The following is a 13,423-nucleotide window of genomic DNA, read 5'->3' as shown; positions in this document are numbered from 1 at the left end:
CGAACCGGACGTGCCGGGGGAGCACGCGATCCGCGAGAACCTTGGCGTGCAGTGCCGAATGTTGGTTCACGTTGTCACCGGTCTTTCATCCTGCTTTGGTGATTCGGTCCGGTTTTCGCCTTCTAGCGGCCGGTGGCCTTGCGCAGCCGCGCAAGGGTGTCGTCGAACAGGCCGAACAGATCCTTCGCCGCCGGCGTCCCGCCCACGGTGAAGGGCAGTTCCACCACCGGGATCCCGGTGCGCTGGGACAGCCATTGCGGCGCCTTCGGATCGTTGTATGCCATGCGAATGATCGCATCGGCCGGTTGCGATTGCAGGCTGGACAGCAGGCTTGCCAGATGGGCCGCGCTGGGTGGCATGCCCGGCTTGGGTTCAAGGTTCGCCACTTCCTTCATCCCGAGCCAGTCGCACAGATAGGTTGCGCCCTTGTGGTAGCCGACCAAGCGCAGGGCCTTCAGCCCGGCGGCCTCATGCTCCCAGCGCCGGATCGCTTCGCGCCACCGCTTCTGGAAATCCTCACCGCGCGCTGCGTAGTAGACGGCATTGGCCGGGTCGATCTGCGCAAGGCGCCTGGACAACTCGGCGGCGACCTTGGCGATGTGGTGCGGATTGAGCTGGATGTGCGGGTTGCCCTGCGGGTGGATGTCGCCTTCCGCGCGGTCGAGCACGGTCGGGACCTCGAGCTTGTCGACGAAGTCCGCAGCCAGGAAATGTCCCGGCTGACCGCGCTGCACCTTCCTGTTGCCGGAAGTCTGCAGCAGCACCGGAAGCCAGCCCACTTCCAGGTCCGCGCCGGTGCACACGATGAGATCCGCGCTGCGCATGCGCGCCACCAGGCTGGGGCGCGCCTCGACGCGGTGCGGATCCTGCCTGGCGGTAGTCGCTTGATAGACCGACACCTTGTCCCCGCCCAGCTCCTGCGCGAGCGACGCCCATTCCGGCACGCAGGCGAAGACATCGATCTTCGCGGCGGCCGCCGCCGGCAACCCGAGATAGAGCGCGAGCGCCAGCAATGCCAGAAAGCGGTTCATTCGTCTTCTCTCCATGGCAGGCGGCCCTCCGGATCACTCCGGACGGCCGCCATGTACGCGTCTAGAACTTGTGCGCACCGTGCGCGCCGAGGCTCATGACGTACTGCACGAAGATCTGCCTGTCCTTTTCGTCGAAGCGCGCTTTGTCCTGCGAGAACTGCACGCGCAGGCGCGAGAACTCCGAAGGCGAGAAGTCCACCATCGCCGATGTGCGCTTCGGCTTGTGCCCCGCCAGAACCGGGAAGTCCGCTGCGGTCAGGATGCCGTTTGCGACCAGTCCGACGTCGACCGTTCCCGAGTCGAGCTGGTCGTAGCGCGCCCCCGCACGCCAGCGCGGCATGAACTGATAGACGCCCTGTACGTACCAGCCCTTCTGCTTGCTTGAGTAGCTGTCCGAGGGCGTGCCAAGCCCGGTGGCGTCTTCCAGGTCGAAGGCGAGCGTTCCGTCCTCCTTGCGCTGGAAGTACTCCGCCTGGAACTTGAAGTTGCGCACCGCGGGGTCGCCGTCGGGCGCCCATTTCCAGACGAAGTCCAGACCCCATAGCTTGCTCTCGCCTTCGAAGGCATTCTCGACTTCGGTGCCCGCGGAATCGACGTCGTCATAGGTCCGCTCCGCCGCGCCGAGCTTGCGATACGAGGCTCCGACCCGGTAGCTGTGGCTCGCTCCCACATCGCCGCCCACATGCACGAACACCCCGCCGCCATTGAAGCCGTTCTTCTCGCGGTCGGCACCCGGGAAGTTCGCTCCTCTGCCGCCTTCGAAGCCCGCTTCGAGAAAGATCGGCGTGGGCGCGACATAACGCACCTGCACGCCGTCGTCGGTGAACTGTCCACCGAAGAAGGCCTGATGCACGAGTGGAAGATCGACGAAGTCCCAGACGTGGGCGTGCTGCTCGTTCTGGTAGCCGAAGGCGCCGAAGTAGCGGCCGGCCTTGATCGTGAATCCCGGCAGCCAGCCGCTGTTCTGGACAAAGGCTTCCTCGACCTCGACCTCGTTCTCGCCGGTCACCGCGGCGGTGAAGTAGCCGGTGAAGTATGGGTCGATGTTGGCCGAGATCGTGAGTTCCGACTCGTCGATGCCGAAACCCCGCTCTCCCGGCCCGGCGCCGTGCCCGTGTCCGTCTTCCTCGTGGCCGCCGGCGGGAATGAATCCGCCGATCTGGTAAGTATCGGGCTCGCGCTCCAGGTTGCGGTACTTGCCGTCGAGAATAAGGGAGATGGCCGGATTGAACGCCGCCTCCGGCACGATCGGCTTGCGCCCGTAAGCGGGAATGCTCTGCTGCGAAACCGCGGTCTGCGCCTCCTGCGCCCGAGCGGCACCAGGCATGGCAATGGCGGCGACTGCGGCCGCCACGATGGTCCTCCTGAACATCGGGAATGTCTCCTTTGATCCGAAACGAAACACGCCCGGGCGCCGATGCGCGCGAGCGGACTGCGTCAAACGGTCAGAGGACGCTCGGAGGAGCGCGGCTGGAGTAGCCGAACCATGCCTGCGGCGTGCAGGCGTATCCGGCAACGACCGCCGGCGAATAGACTGCGCCGTTGCCGAGAGCCGCCGGAACCCTGGCGGCGGCCAGATGGGTGAGCTTCTCTGCGCCGATGCACTTGCCGCAGAGCTTGAGATGGACCAGCGTTCTTTCGTGCGCCGGCGTCTGGTCCGGGTCCAGATGCGAGACGAGATGTGCCAGCGCGCCGTGCTGAGCGAGCAGCAGCAGGAGCGGCAGCAGCAGTGAGAGCGCGCGGCGCAGTCTCGTCATTGTTGTCGGCGTTTGGGTGGTGAATCTAGCCCGCGGTCGGACGGAGCGTCAAGGGACTCGCCTGCCGAAGAAGCGAAGAACGCGATCGGGCGCACCCTCGAATTGCTAGAAATCGTCGAGCGCCGCGTCGCGCGTCAGATGGGAGATGTCGCCCCAGACGGTGACGCGCCACCGCACCCCATCGTACTCCACCCGGTTCACGCTCGCGTTGTAGATCGGGAAATCGCGCGGCCGGTCGAGCGGCACGGCGTTGACGAACCGGTAGGCAGCGTCGAGCACGCCGCCATGAGTCACCACGAGGATGCGCGCTCCGCGGTGTCGTGACGCCAGGTCTTGCAGCAGCCGCGACACGCGCGCGGAAACCTGGCGAATGCTTTCGCCGCCGGGCATGGCGTGATCCGGGTCTCGTTGGTGAAAGCGTGCGTAGTCCTGGGGATAGCGCTGCTGGCATTCCGGCCCGGTGAGTCCCTGGAACACGCCGAGATTGCGTTCGCGCAGCGCCGGGTCGGGGACGGGCCGCCGGCCGCTGCGATCGGCAATCGGCTGCGCGGTCTGCAGCGCGCGCCCCAGATCGCTCGAGTAGAAATGATCGAAACGTTCCTGCCCGAGCCGTTCGCCCAGGAGCAGCGCCTGCGCGAGCCCCTCGTCGTTGAGCGGGCTGTCCAGATGCCCCTGTATGCGCTGTTCGGCGTTCCAGGCCGTCTCGCCGTGGCGGACCAGCAGAAATTCGGTGCGCATTCGCGTCACAGCCCTTTGCGGCAGAGCAAGCCCTTGAGGTACTCGCCCTCGGGAAAATGCAGGCTCACGGGATGATCGGCGGCCGCCTCGAAGCGGCGAAGGATGACCGCATCGACACCGGCGTCCACCGCGGCGCCGGCCACGATCTTCTGAAACAGGTCGCGCGAAATGCCGCCCGAACAGGAGAAGGTCGCGAGCAGACCGCCCGGGCGCAGCAGCTTGAACGCGAGCAGATTGATGTCCTTGTAGCCGCGCGCGGCGCGCTCCGCCGTCGCCGGGGTCGGCGCGAATTTCGGCGGGTCGAGCACGATGAGGTCGAAGAGTCTCTGCGCGTCGCGCAGTTCGCGCAGCTGGCGGAAGACATCCGCTTCCAGCCACTGCGCCTTGTCCGCCGCAAACCCGTTGAGAGCGACGTTCTCGGCTGCCAGGGCGATGGCTTCGGCGGACGACTCGATCGACAGCACCGAGACCGCTGCGTGCGCGAGCGCATGAACGGCGAAGCCGCCCGTGTAGCCGAAGCAGTTCAGTACTTCCCGCCCGGCGGCGAGGCGGCCGACGAAGTCGCGGTTCTCGCGCTGGTCCAAATAGAAGCCGGTCTTGTGGCCGCGGGCGATGTCGACGATGAAACGCAGTCCGCATTCCTCGATCTGCAACCGCGTCGCGCCACCGCCGTGCAGCCAACCGGTGCTCGGGGCCAGACCTTCCAGTTCCATGACGTCGCTGTCCGAACGCTCGTAGATGCGGTCCACGGAGGCTTGCGCCAGCAGTGCGTCGGCGATGGCGCGCTTCCAGACGGCCGCGCCCGCGCTCGTTGCCTGCAGGACCGCCACGCGCCCGTAGCGATCGACCACCAGCCCCGGCAGGCCGTCGGATTCGGCGTTGATCAATCGCATGGCCCCTGCACCTGTCGTGGCCGGGCGCGCCTTGATCGCGGCGCGGATGCGGCGCTCGAAGAAGCCCGCGTCGATGCGCTCGGCGGGATCGAAGCTCCAGACGCGGGCCGCGATCTGCGACGCCGGGCTCCAGGCTGCGGAGGCGAGGAATTCGTCGTCGTGCGCCAGGATCGCGACGGTTTCTCCCGGCTGCGGATCGCCTTCGACGCGCTGCACTGCGCCGGAGAATATCCAGGGGTGTCGGCGCAGCAGCGACTTCTCCCGCCCCGGCTTGAGGATCAGTTTCGGCAATCGCGAAATGTTCGGATCAACCACACGGACACGCAAATACAGGAAAGTTCGACGCCGGGTTGACCCACCAGGAGCAATCAGATCGCGTTCTCGGTCGCCAGCCGCGAGATGAAAGCCTGGTCGAATCCCAGCTCGCGCAGGATCGCTTGCGTATGCTGCCCGACCGCGGGAACGGGGTCCATGCGGTACTCCACGTGGCGCATCGTGACCGGCGGAACGAGTGCCCGTATCGTGCCGTTGGGCGTGTCGACCGAGCGCCACCGGCGGCGCGCCTGCAGTTGCGGGTGCGCCCAGAACTCCTTCATGTCGTTCAAGCGCGCGGAGGCGATCTGGGCCAGTTCCAGTCGGTCGAGGACCTGCCGGGCACTCAGGCGCGAGAAAGCCGACACGATGATTGCGGTGAGCGCTTCGCGGTTGGCCACACGCCGGCTGTTGGAGTCGAACCGCGCATCGGTGGCCAGCTCCGGCCGTTCGAGCACGCTGGCGCAGAAACTCGCCCATTCGCGCTCGTTCTGGATGCCGAGAAACACCGTCTTGCCGTCCCCCGCGGGAAACGGACCGTAGGGGTGAATCGTCGCGTGGGCCGCACCGGTGCGCGGCGGAGGGGTGCCGCCGTAGTTCGCGAAGTAGGCGGGATAGCCCATCCATTCGCCCAACGCTTCGAACATCGAGACGTCGAATGCCGTGCCATGCCCGGTCTTCTCGCGCTGGTACAGTCCGGTCAAGATGCCGGTGTAGCCGTACATGCCCGCCGCGATGTCCGCGATCGAGATGCCGGCCTTGGAAGGCGTTTCCGGCGTGCCGGTGACGGAGACCACGCCCGATTCGCATTGAATCAGCAGGTCGTAGGCCTTCTTCAGGCTGTAGGGGCCATCCGGCCCGTAACCCGAGATATTGCAGACCACCAGCCGTGGATTTCTGCCGAGCAGTTCATCCGAGGAGAGTCCCAGCCTCGCCGCGGCGCCGGGCACCAGGTTCTGCACGAAAACATCCGCCCGTGCGATCAGGCGCCACAGCACTTCGCCGGCTGACGGATGTTTGACGTCGAGCGTCAGGCTTTCCTTCGAGCGGTTCAGCCACACGAAGTGCGATGATTGTCCGAGTACTGTCTGATCGTAGCCGCGCGCGAAATCGCCGACCCCGGGGCGTTCGATCTTGATCACCCGGGCGCCGAGGTCCGCGAGCTGGCGTGTGGTAAACGGTGCGGCCACGGCCTGTTCCAGCGAGACGACGGTGATTCCCTCCAGAGGCAGCATCAGAAACTACTCCTCATTGGCCACGAAGGCCGCGAAGGAACCCGGGGAAATGACCTGCATCGAAGAGAAGAGCGACCTTGGGCCAAGGGCGGTGCGGCGAACAAGCAATCCTGCGCGACGGCTGCGCAGCGGCTGGCTGGACCACAGCCCACTTCCCCAGTGCTTTGCGGTCACCGCGCTCAGGAGGACTTCGGGCAAGCCACTCCGATCATGGCATCGCGGGTGACCAGCGCGGCGAGTTTCTCCTCCGACCAGCCCTCGGTGTGCTGCGGCCGGCGCGGCAGCACCAGGTAGCGCATGTCGGCCGTGGAATCGTGCACGCGCACCACGACATCGTCCGGGATGATCGTGCCGAATTCCCTCAGCACGGTGCGCGGTTCGCTCACCACGCGGGAACGGTAGGCGCGGCTCTTGTACCAGTCGGGCGGCAGCCCGAGCAGCCAGCGCGGATAGCACGAGCACAGGGTGCAGACGATCACGTTATGGACCTCGTCGGTGTTTTCCACCACCACCAGCTTGTAGGGGCCGCGCTCCAGGCCGAGCGCCTCACACGCGGCGTTGCCGTCGGTCAGCAGCAGGCGTTTGAACTCCGGGTCCACCCAGGCGCGCGCGATCACTTTCGCGCCCAGCGCCGGAGTGCGCGCGTCCATGTCCTCGACCTGCCGGCGGATGTCCTCCGCGCTGAGAATTCCCTTGTCGATCAGCAGCTCGCGCACCGCGATCTCCATGGCGCGCCACTCGGTGATCGTGTCGTCCAGGTCCGGACGCGGCGCATTGTGCTGTGCCTGCGCCTGGCCGTGCGGATGATGGTGGTCGTGCGGCATGGTTATTCCGTGGGCTCCAGCCAGTGTTGATAGATCTCGACGTCGACGCTGTCGGCGGCGTGGCCCTCATACCCCGGCCATACTTCGCGCTGCAGAAAACGCACGCGGTACAGGGGCTGCTTCGGCAGGCCCGAGCGCCCGTAGGCCAGCTCCTCCGGATTGCCAAAGACGCCGCAGAATCGCTCGATCACGCCGCGCTTGCCGCGGATGTAGAAGGGCGTGCGCACATGGCCGATGGGATAGGCGGCCCGAACCGCCACCCGGTCGCCCGGCCTGAAGCGCGGCGCGAACTCTTCAACCTGCGCCACGCCGCTTTGCCTCCTCCATCCGGCGTCCCAGTTCGTCGACGGTGATGACTCCGCGCTGGATCAAGGTCTGCGTGATCGAATAGATCCAGCGCTCGTAATAGCTCAGCTTGTCGTAGGCGTCCGCACCCAGGCTCTCGATATTGCGGCGCAGCTCGTCGACCGTCATCAGCCCCTTGCGGGTCAGCAGCACCAGCAGCGCGTCGACGCGCTTTTCCCACAGTGCGTAGTCGTGCTCGGTCGGTTCCACGGGTCCCGCCGGCAGTCCGCCCATGTCGTGATGCGAGCGCATGACCGCGATTATAGGCCGCGGTCAATACGAGCGCGGCAGACCGAGCACGTGCTCGGCGATATAGGCCAGGATCAGATTGGTCGAGACGGGCGCCACCTGGTAGAGCCGCGTCTCGCGGAACTTGCGCTCCACGTCGTACTCGGCCGCGAAACCGAAACCGCCGTGCGTCTGCAGGCACACATTGGCGGCTTCCCATGAGGCATCCGCGGCGAGCATCTTCGCCATGTTCGCCTCAGCCGCACAGGGTCTGTCGTCGTCGAACAACTCGGCCGCGCGAAAACGCATGAGGTTCGCGGCCTCGACGTTGACGTAAGCACGGGCGATGGGGAACTGCACGCCCTGATTCTGCCCGATCGGCCGGCCGAAGACCACGCGATCGGCCGCGTAGCGGGTGGCCTTGTCCACGAACCAGTAGCCGTCGCCCACGCACTCCGCGGCGATCAAGATACGCTCGACGTTCATGCTGTCGAGGATATAGCGAAAGCCGCGGCCTTCCTCGCCGATCAGGTTCTGCGCCGGCACTTCGAGATTGTCGAAGAAGACTTCGTTGGTCTCGTGATTGGGCATGTTGCGGATCGGACGCACGACCATGCTCTTGCCCACCGTCCGCAGATCGACCAGGAACACCGAAAGCCCGTCGGATTTCTTCTGGATCTGCTCCAGGGGCGTGGTGCGCGCCAGCAGGAGCATCAAGTCCGAATGCTGCACGCGCGAGGTCCAGACTTTCTGGCCATTCACGATGTAGCGGTCAGCGCGCCGGATCGCCGTGGTCTTCAGCCTCGTGGTATCCGAGCCCGTGGTCGGTTCGGTCACGGCGAAGGACTGCAGGCGCAAACGCCCGGCTGCGATTTCGGGCAGATATTGGCGCTTCTGCTCGGGGGAGCCGTGGCGCAGCAGCGTTCCCATGACGTACATCTGCGCATGGCACGCGCCGGCATTGCCGCCCGAGCGATTGATCTCCTCGAGCACCACCGACGCTTCGGTCACGCCGAGCCCGGCACCGCCATACTCCTCGGGGATCAGCGCAGCGAGCCAGCCCGCTTCGGTGAGCGCCTGCACGAACGCTTCGGGATAGGCGCGCGTTTCGTCGAGCTCGCGCCAGTACTCCGCGGGGAAGCGTGCGCACAGCGCGCGCACCGCCGACCGGATATGGTCGTGCGACTCCTCGCGCCGCCCGTTCATGGCTGCGGCACAGAAACGAAAAGGGCTGGCGGATGCCAGCCCTTGCGCGGTGCGACTTCGAGGCTCACTTGCCGAGCAGCTTCTGCAGTTCGCCCGACTGGTACATCTCGCGCATGATGTCCGCACCGCCGATGAATTCGCCGCGGACGTAGAGCTGCGGAATGGTCGGCCAATTGGAGTATTCCTTGATGCCTTGACGGATTTGCGGATCCTCCAGCACGTTGACCGTGGCCACCTGCTCCGCGCCGCAGGCTTCGAGAATCTGTACGGCGGCCGCGGAAAAACCGCACATCGGCGCCTCCGGCGTGCCCTTCATGTACAGCACGACCGGATTCTCCGTGACTTGTTTCCTGATGACTTCCTTGACGTCCATGGTTATGCCTCGGTTTGTGCGCTCCTTGAGATCGCTGCCGGTCGCGAACCGCAGAGCGCGAAAATGTCCGCTGACTCCAGGGCATGGTAGCCAGCCACTCGTCACCCAGTCAACCGCCCGCCGGCGATGCGCGGCTGCCCGGCGAGATCCTTCTCCGCGACCAGCTCGCGAAAACCGGCGATGCGCAACAGCTCCCGGCAGGCCTGCGCCTGGTCATAGCCGTGCTCGAACAGGAGCCAGCCGCCGGCAACCAGGTGGCCGGGAGCCTCCGCGACGATGCGCCGGATCGCTTCGAGCCCATCTTCTCCGCCGACGAGCGCCTGCTTCGGCTCGAAGCGCAGATCACCCTGATGCAGATGCGGATCGTCGGCGGCGACGTAAGGTGGGTTGGCGACGATGAGGTCGAAACGCTTCCCGCCCAGGGCGCCGAACCAGTCGCTCTGCTCCAGTTGCACGCGCGACCGCTCGGGGACCAGCCGAGCCCGGTTGCGCCCGGCCACGGCAAGTGCCTCGTCCGAAACGTCGACCGCGACCACCTGCGCCCGCGGGCGCAACGCCGCGATGGTGAGCGCTATGGCTCCGCTGCCAGTTCCCAGATCGAGCACCCTTGCCGGTGTGGGGGGCGCAAGCCGCTCCAGGGCGAGTTCCACCAGCCGTTCGGTTTCCGGGCGCGGAATCAGCACGGCCGGGTTCACTTCGAACTCCGATCCGTAGAACTCCCGATGCCCCACCAGGTAGGCGATCGGCTCGCCGTGCCGGCGCCGCGCCGCCAGTTCGGCGAAGCGCCGCGCCTGGCTGGGCGGCAGCGGCCACTCTGGATGTGCGGCCAGGCGGGCTGCAGACGCACCCGTGACCGCCTGCAACAGATAGCCGGCCTCGCGCCGTTCGATCCCCGCCGCGGCCAAGGCCTGGGCGACGGTCAGTGCGGCGCAGGTCGCGGTGTCCGGCGTCGGCACGCCCGTGCTCAAGCGGTCGCCGCCAGCTCGGCGAGCTGCCCGGCCTGGTGTTCGGCCACAAGCCCCCCGATCAGATCCTCCAGATCGCCGTCCATGATCTGCTGGATCTTGTACAAGGTCAGGTTGATGCGGTGATCGGTCACCCGGCCCTGGGGAAAATTGTAGGTTCGGATGCGCTCGGAGCGGTCGCCGGTGCCCACCTGCGAGCGTCGGGTCGCCGCTTCCTTCGCCTGCTGCTCGCGCAATTGCCGGTCGCGGATGCGCGCGGCGAGGATCGCCAGCGCCTGCGCCTTGTTCTTGTGCTGCGAACGATCCTCCTGGCACTCCACCACGATGCCGGTAGGCAGATGGGTCACGCGCACGGCCGAATCGGTCTTGTTGACGTGTTGGCCGCCCGCCCCGGAAGAGCGGAACGTGTCGATGCGCAGCTCCGCGGGGTTGAGCACGACCTCCGCGATCTCGTCGGCCTCGGGCAGAACCGCCACCGTGCAGGTGCTGGTGTGGATGCGCCCCTGCGCCTCCGTCGCGGGCACGCGCTGCACGCGGTGCACGCCGGACTCGAACTTCAGCTTCGAATAAGCGCCCTGGCCGATGATCTTCGCGATGATTTCCTTGTAGCCGCCCAGTTCCGAAGGATTCTGAGACACGATCTCCACTCGCCAGCCCTGGCGTTCGGCATAGCGCGCGTACATGCGAAAGAGGTCCCCCGCAAAGAGCGCCGACTCGTCGCCGCCCGTGCCGGCACGGATCTCGAGAAAGATATTGCGCTCGTCATTCGGATCGCGCGGCAGAAGCTGACGCTGCAGCTCGGCTTCGAGCCGCTCCAGCCTGGCCTTGCCTTCGCGGATCTCCGCCTCCGCCAGCTCCCGCATCTCCGCGTCGCCGGCCAGGGTTTGGGCCGAGGCGATGTCCTGTTCGCTCTTGCGGTAGGCGTTGTACAGCTCGACTATCGGCGCGATCTCCGCGTGCTCGCGCGTGAGCCGGCGATAGCTGTCCATGTCGCGGGTGGCATCCTCGGACGACAACAGCCTGTTCAGTTCTTCCAGTCTGGCGGCGAGCTGCGCCAGCTTGGAAGCGATCGAGGGTTTCATTCCGGAAGATTGACCTGGTAGAGCCGCGCCACAGCCGCCACCAGCGTTTCACGCTCCTTCGCTTCGGCGCGATTGAGCGCGCTGGTCGGCCCGTGCAGCAGCTTGTTGGTCAGCGCGTGCGAGAGCTGCTCCAGCACCTTCTGCGGGTCATCGCCCTTGCCCAGGAGCTTGAGCGCCCGCTCCACCTCGTGCCGGCGCATGCGCTCGGCGTGGTCGCGCAAGGCGCGGATGGCGGGGACCACCTCGCGCGCTTCCAGCCAGTGCATGAAGTCGTGCACGCCGGCATTGATGATGGCCTCCGCCTGTGCCACGGCGGCCTGGCGCACGTCGAGTCCTTCCTGGACGATCTTGCCCAGATCGTCCACGCTGTAGAGAAAGATATCGTCCAGCTCGCCGGCCTCCGCTTCGATGTCGCGCGGCACGGCGAGGTCGATCATCAGCATGGGCCGGTGCCGCCGCGCGCGGACGGCGCGCTCGATCATGCCCTTGCCCAGGATCGGCAGGGGCGAGGCCGTACAGGACACGACGATGTCGTGCAGCGCGAGCTGCTCGGGGAGCTCGTTCAGCGTGATGCCAGCGCCGCCGAAGCGACCGGTCAGCTCCAGCGCGCGCTCCTGCGTGCGATTGGCGAAAGTCATCGCGCGCGGTGCCTTGGCCGCGAAGTGCGTGGCGCACAGGTCGATCATCTCGCCCGCGCCGATGAACAGCACCCGCTGCTCGTGGATGCTCGGGTAGATGCGCTCGGCGAGCTTTACCGCCGCGGCGGCCATCGACACCGAGCTGGCGCCGATGTCGGTGTGCGTCCGGACTTCCTTGGCCACCGAGAAGGTCGACTGGAAGAGCTTGTGTAGCACCGTGCCCAGCGTGCCTGCCTGCTCGGCGCTGCGCACCGCCTCCTTCATCTGGCCCAGGATCTGCGGCTCGCCGATCACCATCGAGTCGAGCCCGCTGGCCACGCGGAAGGCATGCTGAACCGCGCGTTCGCGGGGCAGCCGATAGATGAAGGGTTCGAGCGCGCCGGTTTTCAGGTGATGAAAGCGTGCCAGCCAGTCGACCGCCCGGTACGGCTCGCTGGTGTTGCAGTAGACCTCGGTGCGATTACAGGTGGAAATGATCGCGGCTTCCTTGACCGGTTCATGCTCGACCAGATCGCGCAGCGCATGGTTCAGGATGTCCGGGCCGAACGTCACCTGTTCGCGCACGTCCAGCGGCGCGGTGTGGTGGTTGACGCCGAAGGCGAAGAGCTGCTGCATCGAGTGCGGTGGCGGGCGGTCGATCGACGGTAAGCGCCTAAATTATAAGGCAGGATGCGCCAGCTCCCGAGCGCCGGCCGAGTCGTCCCAGAGCACGCCGCAGCCGCTGCGTGCTCACTGCATTTGAAAACACATGCCTCGCCCCGCAGGGCTCATCCGGGGGCAGCGCAGGCCGCATGGAAAGCGACCCTGACGCGCAGGGCGATGGGAAAGCGAGCCGCGACGGGCTCGCGAGCCGGGTTCGGAAGCTCAGGCCGTTCGCGCCCGCCCTGCGCCGAACTGCAGGGCGCTCGTTACGCGGACCGTGCCAGTCCGCAGAGCCCCGAATCGAGAAAACGAAGAAAACAGCGGGGATACTCCCTGCCGATCGGAATACCCCCGCGCGCCGGTGCAGGTTGTTCTAGGTGGCCGGGCTCCACCAACCCCCGATGTCCTTGTCGGTCCCCAGCGTCCACAGCGCGAGCACTGCGACGACTACGCCGACGATGACGGCGTTGGCGGTCGCCGAGGCGAGCGCGCTAAAGCCAAGGACCCAGGGAGAGATCGCGAGCCAGACCCCGAACGCGGCATTGAGCCATTCCTCCCAGGCCATGACCCGGAAGAACGCGATCAGGGCGATCACCGCGACGGCGATCCCCAAAATCACCGCGTTCCAGGTCGGGCTCGCTTCCGCCCGATGTCCAAGAACCCAGGGGGAGGCGATCAGCCACAACCCGAGAATGAAATTCACCGGATCCTGCCAATGCTTGATGGACTTGAACATAGGCTTCACCTCCTCCTAAACGGTCTGCGTCCGACCGCGAGGCGAGGCGAACCAGAGGACAGCCGCCAACCGAACTGGCGCCCCGGAGCTTGCGGGGCGCACGCACTCCGGATGAGCGGCTGGGCCCGACCTGGCCTCGGGTCATCCGGGTACCTTTGCAAGGTTTTTGATCGCTCAGCGGCGTGCGGGTTCCGGGGGGCGTCGGGTTATCGGAAGCAGACGACCGAAAAGCGCGCCCTGCCGAAGGGCTGACCGCCGGATCCATTGGAGCGCGGCGCGCGGGGCACCATCGCGGAAATGAAGTGCGGTGCGAATACCGCGGAGATCTCGCTCAAAAATCTGATTGAGCCAGGTGACCGGACTGCTCTTGCGGAAGAACTCGCGATCCCTTCGGAGGGCAATCAGGCGGGCTTGCTAG

At 66.4% G+C, this 13,423-nt stretch carries 15 protein-coding genes; all 15 read right to left on the bottom strand.

Features of this window, described 5'->3' with window-relative positions; translation table 11 throughout:
• Positions 1-122: 122 nt before the first annotated feature.
• Positions 123-1,031, bottom strand: coding sequence for a zinc ABC transporter substrate-binding protein (locus VNM24_17265; GenBank protein ID HWQ40331.1), 909 nt, complete (start codon positions 1,029-1,031; stop codon positions 123-125).
• Between the two features lie 61 nt (positions 1,032-1,092).
• Positions 1,093-2,403, bottom strand: coding sequence for a hypothetical protein (locus tag VNM24_17260; GenBank protein HWQ40330.1), 1,311 nt, complete (start codon positions 2,401-2,403; stop codon positions 1,093-1,095).
• Between the two features lie 73 nt (positions 2,404-2,476).
• Positions 2,477-2,788 (bottom strand): hypothetical protein, encoded by a 312-nt coding sequence (locus VNM24_17255; protein HWQ40329.1) that lies wholly within the window; start codon positions 2,786-2,788, stop codon positions 2,477-2,479.
• A 105-nt stretch (positions 2,789-2,893) separates the two neighbouring features.
• On the bottom strand, positions 2,894-3,526 hold the full coding sequence (locus VNM24_17250) for a histidine phosphatase family protein (GenBank protein ID HWQ40328.1): 633 nt from the start codon (positions 3,524-3,526) through the stop codon (positions 2,894-2,896).
• Positions 3,527-3,531: 5 nt separating this feature from the next.
• Complete coding sequence (locus VNM24_17245; protein HWQ40327.1) at positions 3,532-4,710, bottom strand: class I SAM-dependent methyltransferase; 1,179 nt, start codon at positions 4,708-4,710, stop codon at positions 3,532-3,534.
• Positions 4,711-4,787: 77 nt separating this feature from the next.
• Positions 4,788-5,966 carry a CaiB/BaiF CoA-transferase family protein gene (locus VNM24_17240; protein HWQ40326.1) on the bottom strand — a complete coding sequence of 393 codons (1,179 nt, stop codon included), beginning with the start codon at positions 5,964-5,966 and terminating at the stop codon, positions 4,788-4,790.
• A 179-nt stretch (positions 5,967-6,145) separates the two neighbouring features.
• Positions 6,146-6,790 (bottom strand): nitrile hydratase subunit alpha, encoded by a 645-nt coding sequence (gene nthA / locus VNM24_17235; protein ID HWQ40325.1) that lies wholly within the window; start codon positions 6,788-6,790, stop codon positions 6,146-6,148.
• A gap of 2 nt (positions 6,791-6,792) precedes the next feature.
• Positions 6,793-7,098, bottom strand: a complete 306-nt coding sequence (locus tag VNM24_17230; GenBank protein ID HWQ40324.1) for an SH3-like domain-containing protein — start codon at positions 7,096-7,098, stop codon at positions 6,793-6,795.
• Positions 7,085-7,387 carry a hypothetical protein gene (locus tag VNM24_17225; GenBank protein HWQ40323.1) on the bottom strand — a complete coding sequence of 101 codons (303 nt, stop codon included), beginning with the start codon at positions 7,385-7,387 and terminating at the stop codon, positions 7,085-7,087. Before VNM24_17225 ends, VNM24_17230 begins: the two co-directional genes overlap by 14 nt.
• A gap of 21 nt (positions 7,388-7,408) precedes the next feature.
• Positions 7,409-8,569, bottom strand: coding sequence for an acyl-CoA dehydrogenase family protein (locus VNM24_17220; protein HWQ40322.1), 1,161 nt, complete (start codon positions 8,567-8,569; stop codon positions 7,409-7,411).
• 64 nt (positions 8,570-8,633) lie between these two features.
• Positions 8,634-8,942 (bottom strand): Grx4 family monothiol glutaredoxin, encoded by a 309-nt coding sequence (grxD, locus tag VNM24_17215; protein ID HWQ40321.1) that lies wholly within the window; start codon positions 8,940-8,942, stop codon positions 8,634-8,636.
• A gap of 101 nt (positions 8,943-9,043) precedes the next feature.
• A complete protein-coding gene (gene prmC / locus VNM24_17210; protein ID HWQ40320.1) occupies positions 9,044-9,898 on the bottom strand; it encodes a peptide chain release factor N(5)-glutamine methyltransferase in 855 nt (284 codons plus the stop codon).
• Between the two features lie 8 nt (positions 9,899-9,906).
• Positions 9,907-10,989 carry a peptide chain release factor 1 gene (gene prfA, locus VNM24_17205; GenBank protein ID HWQ40319.1) on the bottom strand — a complete coding sequence of 361 codons (1,083 nt, stop codon included), beginning with the start codon at positions 10,987-10,989 and terminating at the stop codon, positions 9,907-9,909.
• Entirely contained in the window at positions 10,986-12,242 is a 1,257-nt protein-coding gene (gene hemA / locus VNM24_17200; protein HWQ40318.1) for a glutamyl-tRNA reductase, read from the bottom strand. Before hemA ends, prfA begins: the two co-directional genes overlap by 4 nt.
• Before the next feature lie 400 nt (positions 12,243-12,642).
• Positions 12,643-13,005 (bottom strand): SPW repeat protein, encoded by a 363-nt coding sequence (locus VNM24_17195; GenBank protein HWQ40317.1) that lies wholly within the window; start codon positions 13,003-13,005, stop codon positions 12,643-12,645.
• Positions 13,006-13,423: the final 418 nt, after the last annotated feature.

This window comes from Burkholderiales bacterium (genome assembly GCA_035560005.1).
In the GTDB taxonomy this organism is placed as follows: Bacteria; Pseudomonadota; Gammaproteobacteria; order Burkholderiales; family Eutrophovitaceae; genus DASRFY01.
This window is presented reverse-complemented; position numbering and strand designations above follow the sequence as displayed.